This is a genomic window from Paraglaciecola polaris LMG 21857 (genome assembly GCF_000315055.1).
GTDB lineage: Bacteria > Pseudomonadota > Gammaproteobacteria > Enterobacterales > Alteromonadaceae > Paraglaciecola > Paraglaciecola polaris.
In genome coordinates this window covers 1-21,376 of sequence record NZ_BAER01000056.1, presented here as the reverse complement: position 1 = coordinate 21,376, position 21,376 = coordinate 1, and the positions used below count along the sequence as shown (strand labels likewise).

General features: G+C 43.8%; 19 protein-coding genes and 1 pseudogene. 11 read left to right on the top strand and 9 right to left on the bottom strand.

The annotated features are described in order from the left end of the window. Positions 1-11 precede the first annotated feature (11 nt). Positions 12-287 (bottom strand): annotated as a pseudogene (locus tag GPLA_RS23215) (IS4 family transposase); the annotation flags it as partial. 169 nt (positions 288-456) lie between these two features. On the opposite strand from GPLA_RS23215, the gene GPLA_RS11500 reads away from it, so the two are divergent. From GPLA_RS11500 to GPLA_RS11490, 3 genes are all read left to right on the top strand, one after another. Beyond that, positions 457-1,164 (top strand): SDR family oxidoreductase, encoded by a 708-nt coding sequence (locus GPLA_RS11500; protein ID WP_007105091.1) that lies wholly within the window; start codon positions 457-459, stop codon positions 1,162-1,164. 120 nt (positions 1,165-1,284) lie between these two features. Next, positions 1,285-1,668, top strand: a complete 384-nt coding sequence (locus tag GPLA_RS11495; protein WP_040514587.1) for a GIY-YIG nuclease family protein — start codon at positions 1,285-1,287, stop codon at positions 1,666-1,668. Positions 1,669-1,948: 280 nt separating this feature from the next. Next, the gene (locus GPLA_RS11490) at positions 1,949-3,274 is read left to right on the top strand and encodes a serine hydrolase domain-containing protein (RefSeq protein ID WP_040514585.1); all 1,326 of its coding nucleotides are present in this window, start codon (positions 1,949-1,951) and stop codon (positions 3,272-3,274) included. Positions 3,275-3,429: 155 nt separating this feature from the next. Here the strand turns inward: GPLA_RS11490 and GPLA_RS11485 are convergent, their stop codons facing one another. From GPLA_RS11485 to hppD, 5 genes are all read right to left on the bottom strand, one after another. Then, positions 3,430-3,690: a Txe/YoeB family addiction module toxin gene (locus GPLA_RS11485; protein WP_007105089.1), complete on the bottom strand. Its 261-nt coding sequence runs from the start codon at positions 3,688-3,690 to the stop codon at positions 3,430-3,432. Continuing rightward, positions 3,687-3,938 carry a type II toxin-antitoxin system Phd/YefM family antitoxin gene (locus GPLA_RS11480; protein ID WP_007105088.1) on the bottom strand — a complete coding sequence of 84 codons (252 nt, stop codon included), beginning with the start codon at positions 3,936-3,938 and terminating at the stop codon, positions 3,687-3,689. Before GPLA_RS11480 ends, GPLA_RS11485 begins: the two co-directional genes overlap by 4 nt. A 704-nt stretch (positions 3,939-4,642) precedes the next feature. Next, entirely contained in the window at positions 4,643-5,593 is a 951-nt protein-coding gene (locus GPLA_RS11475; protein ID WP_007105087.1) for an NAD(P)H-dependent flavin oxidoreductase, read from the bottom strand. A gap of 383 nt (positions 5,594-5,976) precedes the next feature. Continuing rightward, on the bottom strand, positions 5,977-6,984 hold the full coding sequence (locus GPLA_RS11470; protein WP_007105086.1) for a fumarylacetoacetate hydrolase family protein: 1,008 nt from the start codon (positions 6,982-6,984) through the stop codon (positions 5,977-5,979). A 246-nt stretch (positions 6,985-7,230) separates the two neighbouring features. After that, complete coding sequence (gene hppD / locus GPLA_RS11465; RefSeq protein ID WP_007105084.1) at positions 7,231-8,325, bottom strand: 4-hydroxyphenylpyruvate dioxygenase; 1,095 nt, start codon at positions 8,323-8,325, stop codon at positions 7,231-7,233. 155 nt (positions 8,326-8,480) lie between these two features. On the opposite strand from hppD, the gene GPLA_RS11460 reads away from it, so the two are divergent. The 5 genes from GPLA_RS11460 (at position 8,481) to minE (ending at position 13,021) form a co-directional block, all read left to right on the top strand. Beyond that, positions 8,481-8,951 (top strand): Lrp/AsnC family transcriptional regulator, encoded by a 471-nt coding sequence (locus tag GPLA_RS11460; protein ID WP_007105083.1) that lies wholly within the window; start codon positions 8,481-8,483, stop codon positions 8,949-8,951. Between the two features lie 531 nt (positions 8,952-9,482). Then, a complete protein-coding gene (locus tag GPLA_RS11455) occupies positions 9,483-10,529 on the top strand; it encodes an AI-2E family transporter (protein ID WP_007105082.1) in 1,047 nt (348 codons plus the stop codon). 632 nt (positions 10,530-11,161) lie between these two features. Then, positions 11,162-11,893 (top strand): septum site-determining protein MinC, encoded by a 732-nt coding sequence (minC, locus tag GPLA_RS11450; RefSeq protein ID WP_007105081.1) that lies wholly within the window; start codon positions 11,162-11,164, stop codon positions 11,891-11,893. A 67-nt stretch (positions 11,894-11,960) separates the two neighbouring features. Next, a complete protein-coding gene (gene minD / locus GPLA_RS11445; protein WP_007105080.1) occupies positions 11,961-12,770 on the top strand; it encodes a septum site-determining protein MinD in 810 nt (269 codons plus the stop codon). Next, complete coding sequence (minE, locus tag GPLA_RS11440) at positions 12,770-13,021, top strand: cell division topological specificity factor MinE (protein WP_007105079.1); 252 nt, start codon at positions 12,770-12,772, stop codon at positions 13,019-13,021. The genes minD and minE overlap by 1 nt, the downstream gene beginning before the upstream one ends. A gap of 208 nt (positions 13,022-13,229) precedes the next feature. Here minE and GPLA_RS11435 read toward each other — a convergent pair whose 3' ends face one another. Next, a complete protein-coding gene (locus GPLA_RS11435) occupies positions 13,230-14,075 on the bottom strand; it encodes a M90 family metallopeptidase (protein ID WP_007105078.1) in 846 nt (281 codons plus the stop codon). A 282-nt stretch (positions 14,076-14,357) separates the two neighbouring features. Between GPLA_RS11435 and GPLA_RS11430 the strand changes: the two genes are divergently transcribed. Continuing rightward, on the top strand, positions 14,358-14,711 hold the full coding sequence (locus tag GPLA_RS11430) for an MbcA/ParS/Xre antitoxin family protein (protein ID WP_007105077.1): 354 nt from the start codon (positions 14,358-14,360) through the stop codon (positions 14,709-14,711). Then, positions 14,708-15,457 carry an RES family NAD+ phosphorylase gene (locus GPLA_RS11425; RefSeq protein ID WP_007105076.1) on the top strand — a complete coding sequence of 250 codons (750 nt, stop codon included), beginning with the start codon at positions 14,708-14,710 and terminating at the stop codon, positions 15,455-15,457. Before GPLA_RS11430 ends, GPLA_RS11425 begins: the two co-directional genes overlap by 4 nt. Positions 15,458-15,800: 343 nt before the next feature. Here the strand turns inward: GPLA_RS11425 and GPLA_RS11420 are convergent, their stop codons facing one another. Together GPLA_RS11420 and GPLA_RS11415 are read right to left on the bottom strand one after the other, a co-directional pair. After that, a complete protein-coding gene (locus tag GPLA_RS11420) occupies positions 15,801-16,304 on the bottom strand; it encodes a nuclear transport factor 2 family protein (protein WP_007105074.1) in 504 nt (167 codons plus the stop codon). Between the two features lie 125 nt (positions 16,305-16,429). After that, positions 16,430-18,697, bottom strand: coding sequence for a TonB-dependent receptor (locus GPLA_RS11415; RefSeq protein ID WP_007105073.1), 2,268 nt, complete (start codon positions 18,695-18,697; stop codon positions 16,430-16,432). A gap of 511 nt (positions 18,698-19,208) precedes the next feature. Here GPLA_RS11415 and GPLA_RS11410 point away from each other — a divergent pair. Beyond that, the coding region (locus tag GPLA_RS11410; RefSeq protein ID WP_040514578.1) for a TonB-dependent receptor at positions 19,209-21,376 on the top strand (2,168 nt) is incomplete at its 3' end.

The window sequence follows — 21,376 nt, the reverse complement described above, 5'->3', positions numbered from 1 at the left end:
ATTAATTAATTAAGCGCAACAGGCATGGGGTTCGCACCGCAGAGCAACCGTGCGTGCCAGCGATAAATGTCCAATCGTTCATTATGTAGATTGCTATTACCAAGCAGTCTGTCGATGCGTTTTATGTTGTGTTTCGGGGCTACGGAGCCTGTGATATTCCGTCCTAATTCGGTCAACGACAGTTGCTGGCCATCTAGCAGAGATTGGATGGCAACCATAATAGAGGAAAGACGTTTTGCATGTAGATTGGGGCATTGCTTTTTAAGCAAATCGTGTAAGATAAAAATATCACACTATGGTGTTATTATTTGTAGGTAACAGCTTGGTTAGTTTTGGCGAAATCCTCTTTCTTGATAAAAGACATCAAATAGCACCATGCGTGTCTATATTATTGTTTCTGCTCAAAATTATGAGGGAATTCGATAGAACAGGGCGTTAGATTTATAGGTATAAACAATGAGTAACTTAGTTGTGTTAATAACTGGTGCTAATAGGGGCATCGGTTTCGAATTAACAAGACAATACCTTATAAATGAATGGACAGTAATTGCTACCTGTAGAAACCTAGAAACGGCGGTTGCTCTAATTTCATTGAAAGGTAAGTTTCCAAATAAACTGTTTATTGAATTAATGGATATCACTTGCCCTGAAAAAATTAAGACGTTGGCAAGTAAACTTAGCGAGGAAAATATCAAATTAGATTTAGTAGTAAATAATGCAGGATATTTGGATCGAGAAAACACAAGTATCCATGCTATTAATTATGCTAATGCTGAAATGTGTTTTAAAGTGAATTCACTTGGACCACTATATTTAACTCATTGCTTTTTACCTTTAATAAATAAAAAACGCTTATGTAAGATAGCCGTTATTTCTTCTGCTATGGGATCTTTGTCGCTAGAACAAAGTGTGGATTGGTATGGTTATCGAATGTCTAAAGCAGCAGCCAATATGCTAGTAGTGAATTTATCAAAAGAACTTGTTAATGATAATATCGCTGTGGTAGCTGTTCATCCCGGTTGGGTTCAAACTGATATGGGTGGATCTACAGCAAAAGAAAATGTTGTAGACTCGGCTCTTGGGGTTATGAAAGTTATTCTGAATTTATCTATTGATAATACGGGAAACCTTTATAGTTTTGATGGTGAGGAGTTACCGTTCTAATGAATCTGACAAGTTGCCTAAGTTCGCCGCAATGAGCGCGGCTGGGACAAATACTCACTGGGCAAAGCCCAACAACGTTCGTATTTGCACCTTGGCAAAGCGTTAAGAATAGGGAGAACCGTGGCAAAAGTTACTTTCGATGATATCAAAGCTAGCTCAGACGAATTTTTCCGCCGGCATTGGTCGTCCTCGGAAGTCGAAGTGCCAAGCTGGAATATGCCGTGGGATTTGGTCGGAACACTACCTGGGCACAATAAACAGGGAATATACCTACTGTTGGGAGCGCATGACGAAGTCCTATATATTGGCGTTGGCGCTTCTTTAGGTGGTGGTAAATATACCGGTTACGGCCTCGGTGTAAGGACGAATCAATATTTCCGCATGGCAGAAGGGCAACGAGGCGTTCCTGTAAAGAATAGACAGTATGCCCCCAAGAAAAAATGGGCTGATCGGGGGGGTCTCAAGTGGTTACTCTGGGTTTTAATCAGGACTATGCATACTTAGCTTACGGGCTAGAGGCCTTTCTGTTGCGGGAAATAGAGACTCCCTACAACAAAGTCCGCTCTGCCAGAGCATCGAATTCTTAACAATTCGCTGTACCGTATGCTCCTTACGTCGCACCGATAAGCTCCGGGTTATCTATGATATTGAGTATGAATTTCTTATTGTGGTCTTTACAAAAAACACCATCAACGACCCGTTTAAAATCGCGGCTGGCCTCTTCGAATTGCCTGGTTGGGCGACTGCAACGGAATAGTCTAACTAAGTGCTACTGGTGAAAAAAATGATAATAAACTCAAAAGCCCGTTATCAAGCAAGGCAAATATTTATTCTATTGTGTTTTGGATTTATCAGTTCACAAATCAGCGCCAAAGAGCTTGAAGAAAAAGGCATTAACCACAAGTTTGATGTGATACTCGACCTTCCATTTGAAGCTGCGTTTGAGCGTAGTGATATCAATCTTCTTAATTGGCAACATTGGCCTTACAGTCGTTATGCAAGTCATCACCCGAGGGAGTTTATAGCGATGGCTACCATTCACTCTGACCCTGAAGCCCCAGCGCTCGATGAAATAAAAAACGATCCTTTTAGTCTTATGGCGCTAAAGGTTGATGTGGATAAGGGAAATGCCGTTCTGTTACTCGATCTTCTGAAATCAATACAAATGAAAGGCTTTGCGGTGATGCATGGTGGCAAATTAGTTTTTGAAACCTACGACCAAGAGATGCAAAAGCACGATATTCAAGTTTTACAGTCTTCTTCAAAAACGTTCACCGGTATGTTGATACATACGTTAGCTAACGAGGGCCTTTTAGATTTAGGCGCTAACGTGAACAAATATTTACCTGACTTGGACGCCGGCGTTTTCAACGGTTCTACACTGCAAAATATGCTTGATATGGAAGTGGGGTTTCCTGATTTTGGCAGTTGGCACAAAGCCGGGGATTATGGCTATATGAGTGAAATTCATATGGGCTTGAAGCCAAAGGTGCTAGGTGTTGAACGCCGTTCTATTTTGTCATTTATTCAACAGTTTCAGAAACCCATTTTCGCTCCTGGTACTAAGTTTTCATATAATGACATGAACACTCAGGTGTTAGCTATGGTTGCTGAGCAGGTAACAGGCAAGCGATATGCTCAGTTGATAGAAGAAATCTTCTGGACCCCCTTGCACGCTCGCTATGACGGAGCTGTTGCCATTGATGATGACGGTAACCCAGGTGCTAGCTGGGGTATGGCAACAACACTAAGGGATGCCGCTAGGTTTGGCCAAATGATGTTAGAAAGAGGGCGTTACCAAGGTAGGGAGGTAATTCCTGAAAGTTATTTTCAATCAACATTTGATCAACCACCTACAGGGCCTCTATCAGGTTATGAGTTACTTGGACAAGCAGAGGATTACAGAAATCATGTCTGGATGCTACGAGACGACAGGTTAATCTATACTGCAGGCTCATTCGGTCAGTATATTTTTGCTGATTACGACAACCAAGTCGCCATAGTCTTCATGGCAAATTGGTCAAACAATAGTGACTTAAAAAGCAACGAGAATTTACTGCGAATTGTCCGTTCAGTTGGCGAACATATTAAGCAGAAACATATCAAGTAGCTATATATCAAGCAGTTAAATAAAAGATGTCTTTTTTGGGGGACACTTACGAAGCAATAGCCGAGTCATATGCAAAGCTATAATAAGGCAAGGCACAATCGCCAGCGAAGCTGGCTGGACCTCTGCACTGCGTGCTCCGGCCTGTGCTAGCAGCGTTATGTGCCGTAATGATAGCGTAATTGCGCAATTAGAATAATGTCATCTAGATGCTTGTATACAATACGATGTTCATCATTAATTCGACGAGACCAATACCCTGATAACCCGTGCTTTAAAGGCTCTGGCTTTCCAATGCCCTCATTTGGTGTTCTTTGGATATCTTTAATGAGCAAATTGATTCGTTTAAGTACTTTTTTGTCTGTAGTTTGCCAGTATAAATATTGTTCCCAGGCCTTAGTTGAAAAAGTGAGTTTCACTCGATAAGCTCTCTTTGAGTTCCATTGCCAGCTTCAAGTTCGGCAATAGAATCAAGCAAGCTTCTAGCGTTTGCTGGAGATCTGAGTAGATATGTGGTTTCTTGCATTGCGTTATAGTCTTCTAGAGACATCATCACAACAGGCGCTTCACTTTTACGTGTGATAATAACAGGCGCATGATCATTACAAACATTCGCCATTGTGTTTGCTAAATTTGCCCTAGCTGCTGTATAGCTTATTGCATCCATATTGTACTCCAAATTGTTCATGTACGTTTATTTGTACAGTGTAGTGTAATCGCACATAACAATCCAATTAATCCGACCTCAATTCGCTGCGCTCGTTTCATCGGCTTAGTGAGGCGCTGGGGGATCCCCTCATAGAATTGGCTTCCCTTCTTTGTAAACCCAGCAAATATATTGCTGCTCTTAAGGTAAAAGGCAGCCCACCTGATTTGAGCTGGGTTTATTTTGTAATTCGAGGCTCTTTTTCTAACCTCTCTTCCTAAATCTTAAAATGGATAACACGCGCCGATGACAAGTGGTATTGGCCCTGACCTGCAAAAATTCACATTGCTCGCTCCCAATGTTGCTGCCAAGCGATAAGAGCGAGTAGTCTATCGATACGCTTTATGTTTTGTTTTGGGGCGACAGAGCCTGAGATATTCCGTCCCAATTAGGTCAGCAGAGGTACGTTCTTATACATCATTATTTTATTAAATAAAATCAACCAGTTAAGTTCCTATCCGAGGGTTCGGTTCTCTCTTCTCTAGACAATAAAAAATACCCTGATGACAAACCAGCCTATCATCAGGGGGAGCCGTATGGATATTTATAAACACCTCAATCAACTGCTGTTCTTTAAATCATATTAATGATTCAGAGGGACGGTTTTAATTGTCGGAACGAGCAGGGCTAGGTCACAATACAAGGTTTAGTTTGCTAGCTTTACGCTAAGTGCCGCTAAGTGCCGCTAAGCGTCCGGTGACTTCACCAAATTCAGCCAGTGTTTCATCGAATATTTGTTTTATCGATTTTGTTTCTTTGATGCGCCCTGCGACTTGTCCTGTTAGGGCGATACCTGCCTCTAGGTTGCCGCCAAAGTAGACTGCTTGTGTGTCTTGAAATTCACTGAAAATATTCTCAGCCCCCTCATTTAAAATGCGTGTTGAACGCTCTGTGCGTAAGGCTCTTAAAGCGGGACCCGGGCCAGTACGATTTAAAAAGAGTGTGTCGGTTGAATCAGCTGCAATGATCGCGTCTTTCCAATTTTGGTGAACTGGACTTTCATTGGCGCTTAAAATGCGTGTACCCATAAGCACGCCTTCCGCGCCAAGTGCGAACGCGGCTGCCATGCTGCGTCCGTCCATAATGCCGCCAGCGGCGACGATAGGAACATCTACTGCTTCGCAAACTTGCGGTATTAACACCATGCTCGACACATCGTCAGTATTTTTAAAACCGCCGCCTTCACCACCTTCAACTATGAGTCCGTCAACTCCGGCTTCAACTGCTTTTAATGCGCCTTTGAGGTTTGGCACCACATGAAATACGGTCAGGCCTGCGGCTTTAAGCTGATTGGTATACTTAGTCGGGTCGCCAGCCGATGTGGTCACGAACTTAATACCTTGATCAATAATGAAGTCGAGAATTTTTGGATCGCGTACGAATGCTTGTGCGATATTTACGCCGAAAGGTTTGTCTGTCAGATCGCGCATTTTTAGAATTTCTTCACGGATGACATCAAGCTCACCAGAGCTTGTTTCGATAATGCCCATACCGCCAGCATTTGAAACTGCAGATGAAAGCTGTGAACGCGCTATCCAGCCCATAGCCGCTTGTATAATAGGTTTTTCAATTCCGAGCATATCGGTAATGCGTGTTTTGAGCGTAATATTTGTCATCTCTGTCCTCTAAAATTTATTGCGAATAGGGTAGTCCTTATCGTTTTTATAGATTTGCATAGCAGATTGGTACTTTTTTTCATGAATAGAGTGGCTAGTCATTGGTTTATCCTTTGTTGATGATGTACTCAGATTGGCTATTAATCGAATGAAACAGTTTGTCCAAAAAGTGTGCGCGAGAAAACTAAACGCTCTAGATACTGACCATTCTCATAATGATACAACACGTTAGGAAAGGGAGGGGGTAGGGGGGAATAGCAGGGGAGTCAAATGCTAGCTGAATCTATTGTGTTGCTTGGGTAGGTGTAGTGAGCAACTTTCAAACGAAGGTTGCTCACTTATCTACATCAGTCGGCAGCGCAATATGTGCCGACTGACTGGCATTATACGCGGTTTATGGTTTGCTCTATTTTGCCAAAGATGGACTGGCAATTATGATCCAGCATTTCGATAGATATTTTATCCCCAAAGGTCATAAATTCAGTGTTGGGATTTCCTTGAAGTATGGTTTCTATCATTCTAATTTCTGCAATACAGCTATACCCGTCGCCACCCGCCTTTACTGATTTCCCTGGGCCGTCATCTAATTTATTGGAAACGGTTCCTGAGCCTATAATGGTTCCTGCGCAAAGGGGCCTAGTTTTCGCGGCATGGGCTATTAATTGCCCAAAATTAAAGGTCATATCGACCCCCGCATTTGGCTTACCAAATAATTCGTCATTGAATGTTGATAACAGAGGAAGGTGCACTTTTCCGTCCTTCCATGCCTCGCCCAACTCGTCAGGTGTTACACAAACCGGACTAAACGCACTGGAGGGCTTAGACTGGAAAAACCCAAATCCTTTGGCAAGCTCACCTGGAATCAGTCCGCGTAATGAAACATCATTTACGATCATGACGAATAAAATATAATCCAATGCATCTTGGGCTGAAACACCCATGGGTACATCTGAGGTTATGACGGCAACTTCTGCTTCAAAATCGATTCCAAAACCATCACTTTGTGGCATGGTGATAGGTTCATAAGGGCCTAGGAAGCTGTCTGAGCCGCCTTGGTACATTAATGGTTCGGTCCAAAAACTGCTTGGCATCGGTGCATTCCGCGCTTTGCGAACTAACTCTACATGGTTGACATAAGCGCTGCCGTCAGCCCACTGAAATGCTCTAGGAAGAGGGGATGCGCATCTAGTCTGAATAAATTCTTGGCCCTGAATTTGGCCATTTTCTAGCTCTAGGTAACGTGCATTGAGCTGCTTTTCAATCGTTGCCCAGTTGTCTAATGCAGCCTGCATTGTCGGTGCAATATCGTTGACTGGCGTCATTTTTGTTAACGCAGAATTCACTAATACCAGTTGCCCGTCTCTGCCTTTTTTAATACTCGCTAATTTCATTTATATCCCCGAAAACGTTAAACCTTGTGCACCAATTCATGTATATGGGTGCGCTTGTTGTGATTGACCATTCTTCTAACATTTCAGGCGCAACACGTGTTCACGCTGGCATCATTGCAGGTGTATTGACTGCCAGCGCAATCCGGTGCGCAATTGGAAGTTCATATCCACATTTTTTGTCAGAAATCTGCTTGGCATCATGACCGCGATATACCACATGATGCATAAGAGGCCATCTCATTGAGATTAGGCTTCTGTTTTGGCTTCTTTTTGAATCACACCACGTTGTACTTGATCCCGCTCGATCGATTCAAATAGTGCTTTAAAGTTGCCTTCGCCAAAACCGTCGTCTTGTTTACGTTGTATGAATTCAAAGAACACGGGCCCTAAAGCCGCTTCTGAGAATATTTGCAGCAGTAAACGAGGTTGAGAGCCTTCGCCAATCGACCCATCGAGTAAAATGCCACGGGTTTGTAGTGCTTCTAAAGGTTCGCCATGATTGGGTAAGCGACCTGCTAACATCTCGTAATAGGTAGCTGGTGGGGCCGTCATAAACTTGGTACCACGTGCTTTTAAGCGATCCCAACATGCATACAAGTCATCGCAAGCAAATGCGATGTGCTGGATCCCTTCACCATTGTATTCCATCAAGAATTCTTCAATTTGACCACCGCCACCGGCAGCTTCTTCATTTAAGGGGATCCGAATTTTCCCGTCGGGTGCTGTCATTGCTTTTGAAAGCAAACCTGTGTATTCGCCTTTGATATCGAAGTAACGAATTTCTCGAAAATTAAACAATTTGCTGTAAAAGTTGGCCCAATAACCCATGCGGCCCCGGTAAACATTGTGGGTTAAATGATCCAAGGTATGAAATCCGCATCCTTCGGGATGTCTAGCTGCGCCTTCGATCCATTCAAAGTCGAGGTCATAAATTGTCTCACCTTCTTTATATCTATCGATTAGGTACAAAGTTGCGCCGCCAATCCCTTTGATAGCCGGCAGTCTCAGCTCCATTGGTCCGGTGATGACATCTATGGGTTGGGCGCCGTTTTGTAATGCTAGCTTATAAGCAGCCCGGGCATTTTTAACTCTAAAAGCCATGCCGCAAGCGGAAGGTCCGTGTTCTTCAGCATAATAGGCAGCAGGACTTTTAGGCTCATAGTTTGCGATAAAGTTGATATCACCTTGGCGCCATAACTGAACATCTTTAGATTTATGTATGGCGACTTTTTCAAAGCCCATCGCATCAAATATGGGTTCCAAAATACCTTTTTTAGGTGCCGTGAATTCAACAAATTCAAAGCCGTCTAGCCCCATTGGATTTTCAAATAAATCAGCCATCACTCTCTCCTTTTCTTATATAGGGGATGGAATAAAGAATACCATCCAAACGCAGAGTAATTTATCAGCTAAAATGGCGTATTATCTGTCTATTGTAGATGGTATATTTCAAGAAATAGGTTGAATTTTGCGAAATAACAGAGGATTGAGGCGGAATGGACCACATTAGGCTGGACAGGTACGAAACACGTATATTAGAGACATTGCAGGAGTTTGGACGCATTTCAAATGTTGAGCTGGCGAAAAAGGTGGGGTTATCGGACTCCCCTAGTTTACGAAAAACTAAGCACCTCGAAGACACAGGTATCATTGAAGGGTATCGAGCAATCGTAAACCCCAAAAAAGTGGGTTGTCATATTTCGGCGCTCGTGATGATAAACCTCGACCAGAATGTCGTGCAGACCGAAGACTTTTTTAATCAAATTAAGTCCGAAAAAAGAGTCATTGAGTGCTTGGCGATTACCGGCTCTGCCGATGTCATGTTAAAAGTGGTGGCTAAAGACATTGAAGACCTGACGGCACTAACCTTTGATGGCTTACTTAGACATCCCTGTGTGAAGGATATTTCATCATGTGTTGTGCTCAAGGAAATAAAAAAGCACTCACCCATGCCTATATTGTCATAATACGGGCCAGATAATTGAGCTGGGCAATCACCTGGCGCGTCAACTCGAGGCGCATTGAGTGCTAAGTACTAAAGGGCAAGACAGGTCGATATATGGAGCACGCAAAAAAAGCATGCTTATAGCCAATCAGTGATGGCTGTTTTACAGGCCTACCACTCGGAATTTAATCATATGCGGCGCATATGGTGTGTGTCCTTGAGGTATTTCCATTTAGTGAATTTTGTTCATAATACAAATCGTTTTTTGTAAAGACGACACTGTTTTTTGAATATTCATTCTGCTAATAGGTTAAAAATAATATTTTTCGATGCCTAATTTTCTCTAATGAATGTTTTATAGAATAATTGCTTAGCCTAGCATTCACAGTAGCTGCATAGAAGTTGTGTATTGGGCGAGTACCGATATAAGGCAATGTAAACTTGCAGTTTGTTGAATAACATATTTAGGACGTGTTCTTGCATAAGGTGTTCATATCTAATGTCGGTTAGGTTCAAAAAGGGTATCTAACCAAGTTTACTTTTAAGGGATCATATGAACAGCAGACGCTTGGCCAAGCGCACGTTTATTCAAGCCAGTACCACTACCATTGTTTTCCTTATCGCCTGGTTGGCTGTCAATAACGGCAAGATTTTGCTTATCTGTTTTGGAGGAATATTGATTGCGGTATTATTTCGCAGTTCTGCTAGTTGGATCGGCAATAAAATCGGTGTTCAGTCCAAATTTTTGCTACCCGTTACTATCATTGTGCCTTTTGTCTTACTCGGTCTTTTTTTAGCTTACACCGCGCCCAAAATCTCAGCTCAGGGAAGCGAGCTGATGGAACGTTTGCCCCAGGCTGTCAGTTATATTAAAGAGCAATTATCAGGGCTTCCTTGGGGAGCAAAAGTCACGGATAGTCTGACCAACTTAAGCTCATCTGATTCAGAAGTTAGTACCATAATAACTGCCATCTCCAGTGTTTTTTCGTCTACGGTGAATGGCTTTGGCAGCGTTGTTTTTGCATTTTTCCTTGGTTTATTTCTAGCGGTAAATCCTGACTGGTATATTAGGGGGACCGTTACCCTTGTACCGCCCGCACGTCGTGAAAGGACACGCGAGGTATTAAGTGCATGTGGTACTGCATTATCGGGTTGGCTGGTGGCTAAAATCGCGTCCATGGTGTTAGTGGGCATTTTGACTACGGTAGGTTTATGGGCGCTGGGTACTGACCTTGCCTTAGTGTTGGGGATTATTGCTGCATTACTGTCATTCATACCCAATTTGGGCCCAATAATTGGTTTTATACCTGCGGCTATGGTGAGTGTGATCAGTGGACTTGATGCTCTTTTGTACGTCTTGATCTTGTATGTCGCGGTGCAGATGATTGAAAGCTACCTGTTAACCCCTATGTTACAGGCCGAGTTAGCGGATCTGCCTCCGGCCCTCACCTTATTCGTTCAGGTCGCGTTGGGGGCTATGGTGGGGATGATTGGCATTTTGCTCGCCGCGCCGCTTTGCGTCGCTGCTATGGTCATCATCAACAAGCTATATGTGGAAGATATTTTAGAGGCGTCACCGGAAAATGAGCAGGTATGCTAGCGCAACCATGTTGATGGCGGATAACAGCAGTAAGCTAATCTAATAAACGAATTAACACGGCATTTGGTGCTTTTAGCACGTCTAAGTTTGCCTGTAGTAATTGGTTAGTTAGTGACGGCTTATTACTCAGAATCAAAACGAAGCCACATGCAGAGACGCTTTTGCGATTTAATCAGTCATTAGTCCGCTGGATCACAGAGTCTTGCATGAGACAAGATAAAGGTAGCTCGTGAGTAAATCTAAATTGTCCATTAAGTTAGATCGATTCGAATAACTGGTTATGGATGGTAAGTTTTCCTGTGGAGCTGAATTATCACATTGATAACCGAGCAATGTAGATTAATGCGCGAGCGTTAGGCAGTACCAGCAAGGCTAAAAATGTCGCACAATTCATACGAAATAACACATTTACACATCGCTATTTACGCTTTGCAGGGCAATAAGAGCGGCACTTTGCCGTGGGCGTCAAAAAATTGTCAATCTGCTGTTAGTTTCATTTCCTGAAGTTGAGTCTATTTGCTAAAGTGGCGTCCAGATTTTGTACTTTTGATTATCTCTTGTGCGCTTTAGGCATAAAATAAGAGGTGAGTTACAGGGTATGTTGGTTTTTTTAAGTCGGTTAAGGTTGCCCAATGGCAAATGTGTGTTTTCAGATGAAAGGCACCGCTTTTACTGCGGTGGTTATGGATCTTTACGATTATTCTGCGGATTTATTTCTTGCACAGTTAAAGCAAAAAATTAATACCGCACCACAGTTTTTTAATGCTTCTCCGCTTGTGCTTAATCTCGCACCTTTTGAAGGTGAGCTTAAAGATGAGCAGTTAGAGCAAATTGTTGCCGCTTGTCGAGAGATGGGATTACAGCCGATTGCATGCCGAGGCGCTGGGATTGAGTTGAAATATACTGTTATGGGCTTAGGTCTTGCATCCTTGCCTTCGGCTAAGACTCGTAGTACTGATATTCAGGCTGAGCCTGCTCAGTCAAAGGCCGCTCACGTTAAGGCGAGTCCGTTAGCTGGAAATAAAGAGCCTGCTTTTCGCCCCAGTAAGGTGATCACTAAACCTGTGCGCTCTGGCCAGCAGGTTTATGCTGAAGGCTGTGATTTAATTGTTATGGCTGCTGTGAGTCAAGGTGCTGAGGTATTAGCGGATGGGCATATTCATATTTATGGCCCGTTGCGTGGTCGTGCTTTAGCTGGCGTAAAGGGCGATACCAATGCGCGGGTTTTCTGCCGGCAGATGGAAGCTGAGCTGGTCTCTATTGCCGGCTATTTTGTTTTAAATGAAAAGCTGCGTGAACTTTGTTGGAAAGAAGCGGCGCATGCGTTTTTAGAGGGTGAGTCCATTCAGGTTAGTGCCATTTAGCGTGACACAAGGTGTGCGTAAAAGCGTTGATCAATGGGTTTATCGATACAGTTAATGAGGGATTTAAGTGGCTAAAATTATAGTAGTGACGTCCGGTAAAGGTGGCGTGGGTAAAACAACGACGAGTGCAGCAATCGCAACTGGCTTAGCGTTACGTGGTTTTAAAACAGTCGTAATCGACTTTGATGTGGGTTTACGCAACCTTGATTTGATCATGGGCTGTGAGCGCCGCGTCGTGTATGACTTCGTAAATGTTATCAAGAAAGAAGCCACTCTGAATCAGGCGATGATTAAAGATAAACGCACGCCAGGTCTGTACATTCTGCCAGCGTCGCAAACACGTGATAAAGATGCGCTAACCATGGAAGGCGTACAAACGGTTTTGGATAATCTGGCTAAGGATTTTGAATATATCATTTGTGACTCACCAGCCGGTATCGAGCAGGGTGCACAGATGGCACTGTATTTTGCTGATGAAGCGATTGTTGTAACTAACCCGGAGGTCTCTTCGGTACGTGACTCTGACCGCATTATTGGGATCTTGCAAAGTAAATCACTCAAAGCGGAGCAGGGCGGCACGGTTAAAGAACATTTGTTATTAACCCGTTATAACCCTGAACGTGTTGCTGCTGCTGAAATGTTAAGTGTGGCCGATGTGGAAGACATTTTGGCTGTGCCACTATTGGGCGTAATCCCTGAGTCTGAAGCGGTACTAAAAGCGTCGAACCAAGGCGCACCGGTTATTTTGGATCAAGAGTCTCAAGCTGGCCAAGCGTATCTTGATGCTGTATCGCGTTTGTTAGGCGAAGAAGTTGAGCATCGTTTTCTTGATGTACAGAAAAAAGGATTTCTGAAGCGATTACTAGGAGGAAAATAGTGAGCATTTTTAATTACTTTCTCAAGAAAGAAAAAAAGAGTTCTGCATCAACCGCTAAAGAACGCTTGCAGATCATCGTTGCCCACGAACGCAGTAAAAGACAGCAGCCGGATTACCTGCCGTTAATGCAGAAGGAAATCATGGATGTTATTCGCAAATACGTGAATATCGATGAAGATCAAGTAACCGTTCAGCTAGACAACAATGATGATTGTTCCGTATTGGAATTGAACATTACCTTGCCTGAGTAATGCGTTTTGCTTCTTTGTGAAATGCGAGTGGACTAACTGACAGGCGCTCATGTCCTGTCAGTTAAGCTATATTCTCAGTTAACCTATATTCGTTGGGGTAAATAGATTCAGTCAATTCATTAAATTGTGAGGCGATTGACCGCACAGCTGTAAATAAAAATAACTTAGCATTGATGACCCATTTAGCATAAAACGTCACGGTGGCGTGTTAGCCCTCAAACCATGCTTTAGGGTCGAGCAAGTAACAGAGTTTAAATTGCTCATACAATTTAGGGTGACAATGTCCCAGTTGATGTGGTTTTTCAAAAAAGGTTTCTGTGACCACAGCAAAAAACTCAGCGGGAGATGTTGCACCATAACTATCAATCACATCATCAGCACCTTCGGCAAGCTTTTGCTGTTGCACAATAAATTCGGCGTTTAATACCTCTGACCATTGTTGGTATTGTTCTGCTGTAGGCAGCAGGGGTAAACCATCCATGGCGGCATTTTCTTCATCTAACTTGTGAGCAAACTCATGCATGACGACATTATGTCCATCCCGACTATCACGGGCACCCTGCAGTACATGATCCCAAGCTAAGATTACCGGGCCTCGCTGCCACGATTCTCCTGCTCGAGTGCTGGTTGCGGTAACCTGCAACATACCGTCGTTGTGGGTACTATTAGCCACATAAGTCTCGGGGTAAACCAAAATGCTGCGAAAACCGGGATAGTAATTGCCAGGGCGATTAAGAATTAACAAGCAGGCCTGAGCAGCAATCAGCACTCTGATCGTGTCGGTTACTTCAAGATCCCCTCGACCTAAAATATCTTTTTCATCTAGAAATACTTGCATGTGGCCCGCTAGCGTACGCTGCAAATCGCTTGGTAAGCGGGCATATAACGCAAATTCAGTTTGCAATATATGCACATACTCAGGGGCTAATGGCTGAGCTCGTAAACGAGTACGCTTTAGTTCGCGCTGTTTAACCTTGCGCTTATCAAAGTAAAACCACGCCAACATAATCAAAATGGGTAAACTCAGTAAAAAATAAATCAGGTTCTGACGCATGGCAGCTCTGTTGGTGATGTGAGGTTAGGCACCAGCTTAGCAAGTTATGATTGTGAGAGCTTGAACAAGTTAGTGGTAAATATGCCGATGAATAATGGGCTAACAGGTAAATTTTCGGTGAGTGATAAGACTAGGGGGTCGCCATCGTACGGCTGCTACAAATTATAATACATTGAGCGTTTAACCATGTTCGGATGTATAGAATGATGCATTTCAATGTTGATTTGAGTAATTTGATGCATATATTATACTCAGTAAGTCGTCGGTTGATTGGATTGAAAGATGGAAAAACATAAAGCAGAACCTAAAGCTGTGGTAATGAAAGCGTATAAAAAAGCCTGTAAAACTTTTGGATTAGCGGATGCTGACGCGGCCAAAATTATCGGTAAAACCCGTGCAACCTTGACCCGAAGCGATGGTTTTTCAATTGACAGTAAAGAATACGAACTGCAAGTGCAGTTTATTCGCCTGTTTCGCTCGCTGTATGCGATCTTAGGGGGCGATATTGCTGCCATGAAACATTGGTTCACGACGCCTAATAAACATTTGAACGGTATCCCCCGGGAATTGACAAATAAAATAGTTGGGCTGATTTATATCAATGAATATCTTGATGCGATGCGAGCGAAAGTGTGACCCCTAGGGAGGTTATTTCGTCAGCCGGAGGAAGGCGTCAGTATTCTAAAGAGGTATATCGCATTGTTGAGACTCAAGCAGGATCAGCAGCAGATTTCCTGGTTGATGACCTAGAAGAGCAATCGGTTCTAGAGTCAATTATTGACGATTTTAAGCCACCCGCGGCAATTGTGAGCAGTGAGTACCATTACCTTATCAGTACCCCTTTTCGCTATCCGCCTTTGAAACACGGCTCACGATTTGGCTCAAGAGCACAAAGTAGCTTTTACTACGCCAGTGAAGAAATTCAAACCTGTTTGGCTGAATCCGCGTATTACCGTTTTGCTTTTTTTGAGGGGATGAGTGAACCCTATCCCCACAAAGTACGCTCTAACCATCAGCTTTTCAGCGTTGCTACTATGACCGCTAATGGACTGGACTTAACCAGAGTGAGTGAAAAGTTAGTGAGCGATACCTTGCAAAGTAAAACAGACTATCAACTACCACAAAACCTTGGTGCTGCCGCCCGGGCTGAGGGCTATGAGTTAATTAGGTTTTATTCTGCACGCTTACAAGCGGGTATCAATGTCGCTATCGATAATGTTGATGTGATTATATCAACCACACCTACTAACATTACCGCGGTAAAATGCGAAACTTTCAGTGTTGATGGTATTATTAGCATGTCATTACCAAAAAGCTTTCCACTGACGTTTAGACGAGCGCAATTTTTAGTGAATGGGCACTTCCCATATCCGCCAAAGTAAAGCGCGTGTGATTGACGAAATGAATAGACTCGCCACAGGTGTTTTACCTGTGGTGTTAAGTCGTACTTTTTATTAACTTTTCTGCCATTTATCGCCGAGTTAAAAAGTCGCCCAGCAGTGACAGACTGCTTTAATTTGACAGGGGAAAAGCGTTTATTTTTAATATTTGCGTGAAAAATATGTCTGAGCTCGATGAAATATTAGAAAGCATTTCACATGTGTGTAAAACGGATACCTCTTTAGTACTCAATACCGTGATTACTTCGCGCTTACCTGATTTAGACACCCGTTAAAAAGTAAAAAGCCCGGCAGCTGCATTACCAGGCTTGCATGTATTTATCCGTTATTTTTTCGCACGTTCAGCAAAGGTCTTAATATTGATCTCCGCTACTTTTTCCCATGCTTCGTTAGGCACTAATACGGACATGGCGTAGTGGGCGATTTTCCAGCTGCCGTTGTCGTTTATTAGCACGCCAGTTCCACGAAAACGGCCCCACTTTTTAGACACCGTTATTTCGTCAAACCAAGCGATGTTCTGTTCAGTTGAAAAATTGATGTTGCGCTCGACTGATTTATACGTCCAGCCAGTGCCGCCCGCAAAGCGCTCTGCTACGTATTTATCTAACGTTTCAGGGCGCGACCAGCGTTCCCAATCATCGGTACCCATAAATACGCCAGTGTCGGTGAACGAACCGAGGTACTCGGCTAAGTCAGCTTGGCTAGCTGCTTCGTGTAAGCCATCAATTACTTGGTTTACAGCTTGTGTCGCTTCAGTTTTTGTTTGGGCAAATGTACTAAGTGAGCAAAAAAGCCCGATCGTGATGATGATTAGATATATTTTTTTCATCAGTAACTCCATTGACGGCGTTTGAATATGTGTTTAAAAGAATGCATTTACAGCAATCATAGATGAAAAAGGCAGCCGCTTACGCATACTGCCTTACTGATTTAACTGAGTGTGTATGTTAGACCTTAAAAACCTCCTCTAAACGTCATGCCAATCGTACGCGGGGTAACGCGGATGCTGGCTGGTGGATCAAACGGTGGGCGACCAATAGCACGGACCACGCCGTCGTCATCAAACATGTTGTTGGCAAATAACGATATTTCGTAGCCTGAAAAACGAATACCTACGCGCATATTAGCCAGCGTGTAGGCATCCATTTTACGGTAGTTGGAATTCTGCTCACTGAACTCTGTTGAGCGATCATCTGTGTATTGCACATTCACCCAACCGAAGCCTTCTAGGTCTTGGTTTAGCTGCATGGAATATTCAGCCGAGGTGGTGAACGATATTTCAGGTACGAATGGGGCGGCATCGCCTTTTTGTGCGTCTAGGTTAGGCACATCGGCATCAAGGGAAGTGTTGATGTAAGCACCACCAGCAGAAAGAACGAGTCCGTCAGTGGGTTTAATCGTCACTTCAAGTTCTACCCCTTTACTGGTGGCATCACCGACATTCTCTTTAAAGCCAAAACCACATTCAAAACTACGACTGGTTTGCATATCAGTCCAGTCGATATGGAAGTAGGTTGCGTTATAACTAACGGTACCTTTTGAATCACTGCCTTTTACCCCGACTTCGTAGTTCCAGATTTCATCTGGATCGAAGAAGCGAGTATCACCACCGTCACGTTCAACTTGAGCGAGTTCATCAGCACAAACTGAAGCAGGAATAGCACCATTTATACCACCATAGCGGAAGCCTTTTGCGGCTTGGGCGTACAGTAAGTTGTCTCGGTTTAAGTGGTAAGACACGTTTAGTTTGGGGTTAAAGCCATCGACGCTGCCTTTGGGGCGCTCATCACTGTTGGCTTCACCGTTGAATAGGCCAGACTGATAAAACGCAATTTCTTGTTCCCAATTGAAATAGCGTAAACCACCTGTGATGGAGAAGTCACCGATATCGTAGTACACCTCACCGAAAAAGGCGTAAGTCTTGACGGTTAAGTCATCAAAGCCGTAAAACAAGTGATCGTCCGGGGCGCCAAAAGCAGAAGAGGGCACACCTAATATGGCGTCAGCACCAGGTACGGGGAAGGTATTTTCATAAAATACGTCTTTTTTGTCAGCATAGGCACCAATGGTCCATTGCACATCACTGTCGGTGGTTGAGGCTAAGCGCAACTCTTGCACGAATACCTCTGAGTCGGTCAAATCGACTAATTCATGGGGAGTAATGCCCGGCGGTAAAGCGGATTCGAACAATAAGTCCAATGAGCGAGGGTTAACAATCGAACGGTCAAAATAAGAAGTAGAGCTGACCAGCTCAGCCCAATCGAGATCGTACGTAAGGGTGACGTTCGCGATATCCATAGTATCGTCGTAGCCGTCAAAAGAGGGATAGTCACGGACGAATAAAGGCGTAGAGTCGATATCAACCGGACGTCCATTGTCTGAGTAATCATGGTGTAAATAGCTGAAGTCGATGCTCAGTTCATTGGTGGGAATGTATAAAGCTGATATTTTGGCGCCCTTTGACATACCGGTATTGAGGTCTTTTTCTCCGGTAAGGCTGTTATCAATATAACCACCATTGTCTAGGTAATAACCACTGATGCGTACGGCTAATTCGTTTTCAATAATGGGTACGTTGACTAACGCTTTTACCGATGAGTTTTGGCTGCCATGTTCAATTTTCGATGCACTGAGTTCGTATTTGCCTTCAAACTCAGTCAGGTTCGGTTCGTTTGATACTAGTCGCACGGTTCCCGTCATGGAGCCTGCACCGAATAATGTCCCTTGTGGTCCACGAAGTACTTCGACTCGCTTGAGATCAAACAAGGCTAATTCTGGGTTCATACCGCCCATTGAAATCGGGATTTCATCTAGGTAGATGCCAACTGTCTCTTGGTTTTGCGTGTCGTTGTCATTACCACCGCCGTTTGCCACGCCACGAATAGACAAGCGTGTGCGCCCTGGACCATTTTGATAAGCGGTTAAACTTGGCACTACACCCAATAAATCAGTGAAATCGCTGGCGCCTAAGTTGTTGATCAGGTCTTCGCTGACCACATTAATGCTAATAGGCACGTCATTCATTGATTCTGAACGTTTACGCGAGGTAACGATTACGCGCTCATATTGCGTGCTTTCTTCTACTGCTGGCGCATTCGTTTCTTGTGCTTCTAGAGCGGTAGAGCCAATAACTGAGGCCACAAGCAACGCGATGCGTGATGGGGTGAATGCTAGCGCATTCCGAGTTTTATAGGTGTGACTCAATGTGTGTGTCTTGTCCATGGTGTGATCCCTTTTATTGGTCAAAGTTACGCAACGTCTATTGCTTTTATGGTGAAAAAACTAAACCCGTGTTGTGAAGCTAACGTTTTTATTTCCATAATACGGTCATTTTCAAAGCTAGTTTCGACCTGTTTGATACACACTGCAATCACTTATTTTGCTGGTTCGACCTTAGCAAACCTAATGCTCACGCGGCTTTGGCCTCATAAATTACCCGAATTTATTATTCTTTTCATCTCACATTTGTGGTGCATTTCTATTCCAGTTGGTGCAACCCAGCTAAGTGGGCACATAGTGTGTTGTGCAGTGATATCCCCCGATTCTATTAAATTTTACTCGTCAGATATGTGGTCAACGGCAGTAAAAACGGGAAAACATACTGTTAGCCGTTTTCTGAACGTGTTCATTGCGCAAAATTGGTACGTTTATTGTGATGTGTCTGGTTAATCCTCAGAGAAGGACGTTCACCGAACAGGCAATTTTCAGTGTAATCAGATTAGGAACCACCACTATGAAAACAACTAACACATCACTTCGTCGCACGTTACTTAGCGTATCCATTGCCAGCTTGTTTGCGGTCACACCTGGCTTTGCTCAGCAAACCAGTCATTTGGGAGCTGAGGAGCCAGCGGAAAAAATTCAAGTCATGGGCCGTCGAATCTCAGAAACAGAAGTGGCGATAGGCACCGATGAGGTGACGAATACCTTAGCTGTGACTCGTGAAGCGCTGCTATCTGCGCCGGGCGGTATTTCAGGTTTGAAGATGCTCGAAAGCCTACCAGGTTTTAACGTACAAACTGATGGAGCGTTAGGTTTGTATGAGTTCGGCAACTCGGTGAATGTAAGAGCGTTTAATTTAAGCCAGATGGGCTTTGTTTTAAATGGTGTGCCAATGGGACGCTCTGATGCATTTGGCGGCAGCCCTATATTTCGCTACGTGGATAACGAAAATCTAGCATCAGTGGTTGCCTCTCCCGGCGCTGGGGATGTATCAGCGCCAAGTTACTCAACATTGGGCCCAATTGCTTCTTATTACTCGGTTGACCCATCAGATCAAATGGGCGGTATGGTGTCGTTGACCATTGGCGATGACGATTTACAACGTTCGTTTGTTAAACTAGAAACAGGTGATTTAAACGGGTTCAGAGCATTTATCAGTCGCTCTAAAACTGACAGCGAATTATGGCGAGGGCCGGGCACTATTGATCGTGAGCATATTGAAGGCAAAGCTGTGTATACCTTCAGCGCTGAAACCTCGTTAGCGTTTAGCTATGTAGCAAATGATTTTTTTGATTATGATTCCCCGTCTGCCACCGCCGAGACCTTCGCAGATAACTATTATTATAGTTATGCCGATTCAATACCTGAGGGCTGTATTTCTGCTCAACCCGAGGTGTACGATTTTAATCAAGACGGTAGCATAGACCAAACTGACTTTACCCCGGTTTTTACCGGCAGTAATTGCACCAGTTATTATGAAGATCGAATCAATGTACGTGATGACAAGTTATATTCGTTGCAACTTGATACTTACCTGACAGACAACTTGCAGTTTACCGGTACCTATTATTTAGAAGATAAAGAGGGTTATGGCGTATCACCTGATACATACAGCAACACGCTAGGAATTTATGAAAGGCAAGCTGCTGCGGGTTTAGATGTGGTGCATCCTCGCGGAGTGCAATATGGCTTGTCGTCTGTAGGTGGTGACCGTAAGGGGTTTGTGGCTGACTTTAGCCTTGAGCTTGAAAACAATCACATCGAATTTGGTGGCTGGCGTGAAAAAGACACCTATAACCGCACTCAGCTGCGCCTGAATAAAACCGCCGGCAGTGCTGATGGCGATATACTGCAAGACGAAGTCGCATATTATCGCCGTGACTACAGGTCGGTACGTGAGACGACCCAGCTGTATATTAAAGACACCATCAGTTTATTAGACGATGATTTAAAACTGCAAGTCGGCGTGAAGTCATTGAATGTGGATTATTCCTTGGATGGTTTCCGCGATTACAACGATTACGAAATTGATGGTGAAGCAGGTTATGGCCCGCAATCCGTTGGTGGTAAATTCAGTAACCACTTTTTACCTTCATTAGGCGCCGTATATACGCTCAGTGATACAGACCAAATCTTTGCCTCATACTCACAAAACTATGCATTGCCTAGTGGAACGGATGATATTTACGACAATGCAGTGAGCTTTGAACCGGATACGCCCGAAGGCGAAGAAGCAGATAACTACGAGCTGGGGTATCGTAGCAACCATGAAACCTTTAACGCCGCTTTGGCATTATTTTATACACGCTTCGACAATCGTTTATTTGCCAGCAACGTACTTAACCCTGCTACGCAGCAACCTGAAAGTTTCTATATTAACGGTGGTGCGTCACAAGCCTACGGCTTTGAATTAACGGGTGTTTATCAGCCTGAAACATTTAATAAAACCCTCTATTTAAATGCCAATATTTCCTACAAGCACGCATCATTAATAGACGGTTTTGGCAGTAACCCAGAAGGGAGTCGCTTAGCTGATAGTCCTGATTGGCTCATGACGGGGGGCATAACCTATGAGCCAACCGAGTGGATAGTGGCGAACGTTTCGGCTAAATATACCAGTAGCCGTTTTACCGATTATGCGGAAACCTACGAAATGGATAGTTACACCGTAGTCAGTGC

Coding starts and splice junctions, on each gene's coding strand:
- GPLA_RS11500 (WP_007105091.1), top strand. CDS start 457: ATGAGTAACTTAGTTGTGTTAATAACTGGTGCTAATAGGGGCATCGGT.
- GPLA_RS11490 (WP_040514585.1), top strand. CDS start 1,949: ATGATAATAAACTCAAAAGCCCGTTATCAAGCAAGGCAAATATTTATT.
- GPLA_RS11480 (WP_007105088.1), bottom strand. CDS start 3,938: ATGGATGCAATAAGCTATACAGCAGCTAGGGCAAATTTAGCAAACACA.
- GPLA_RS11475 (WP_007105087.1), bottom strand. CDS start 5,593: ATGACAAATATTACGCTCAAAACACGCATTACCGATATGCTCGGAATT.
- GPLA_RS11470 (WP_007105086.1), bottom strand. CDS start 6,984: ATGAAATTAGCGAGTATTAAAAAAGGCAGAGACGGGCAACTGGTATTA.
- hppD (WP_007105084.1), bottom strand. CDS start 8,325: ATGGCTGATTTATTTGAAAATCCAATGGGGCTAGACGGCTTTGAATTT.
- GPLA_RS11460 (WP_007105083.1), top strand. CDS start 8,481: ATGGACCACATTAGGCTGGACAGGTACGAAACACGTATATTAGAGACA.
- GPLA_RS11455 (WP_007105082.1), top strand. CDS start 9,483: ATGAACAGCAGACGCTTGGCCAAGCGCACGTTTATTCAAGCCAGTACC.
- minC (WP_007105081.1), top strand. CDS start 11,162: ATGGCAAATGTGTGTTTTCAGATGAAAGGCACCGCTTTTACTGCGGTG.
- GPLA_RS11435 (WP_007105078.1), bottom strand. CDS start 14,075: ATGCGTCAGAACCTGATTTATTTTTTACTGAGTTTACCCATTTTGATT.
- GPLA_RS11430 (WP_007105077.1), top strand. CDS start 14,358: ATGGAAAAACATAAAGCAGAACCTAAAGCTGTGGTAATGAAAGCGTAT.
- GPLA_RS11420 (WP_007105074.1), bottom strand. CDS start 16,304: ATGAAAAAAATATATCTAATCATCATCACGATCGGGCTTTTTTGCTCA.
- GPLA_RS11415 (WP_007105073.1), bottom strand. CDS start 18,697: ATGGACAAGACACACACATTGAGTCACACCTATAAAACTCGGAATGCG.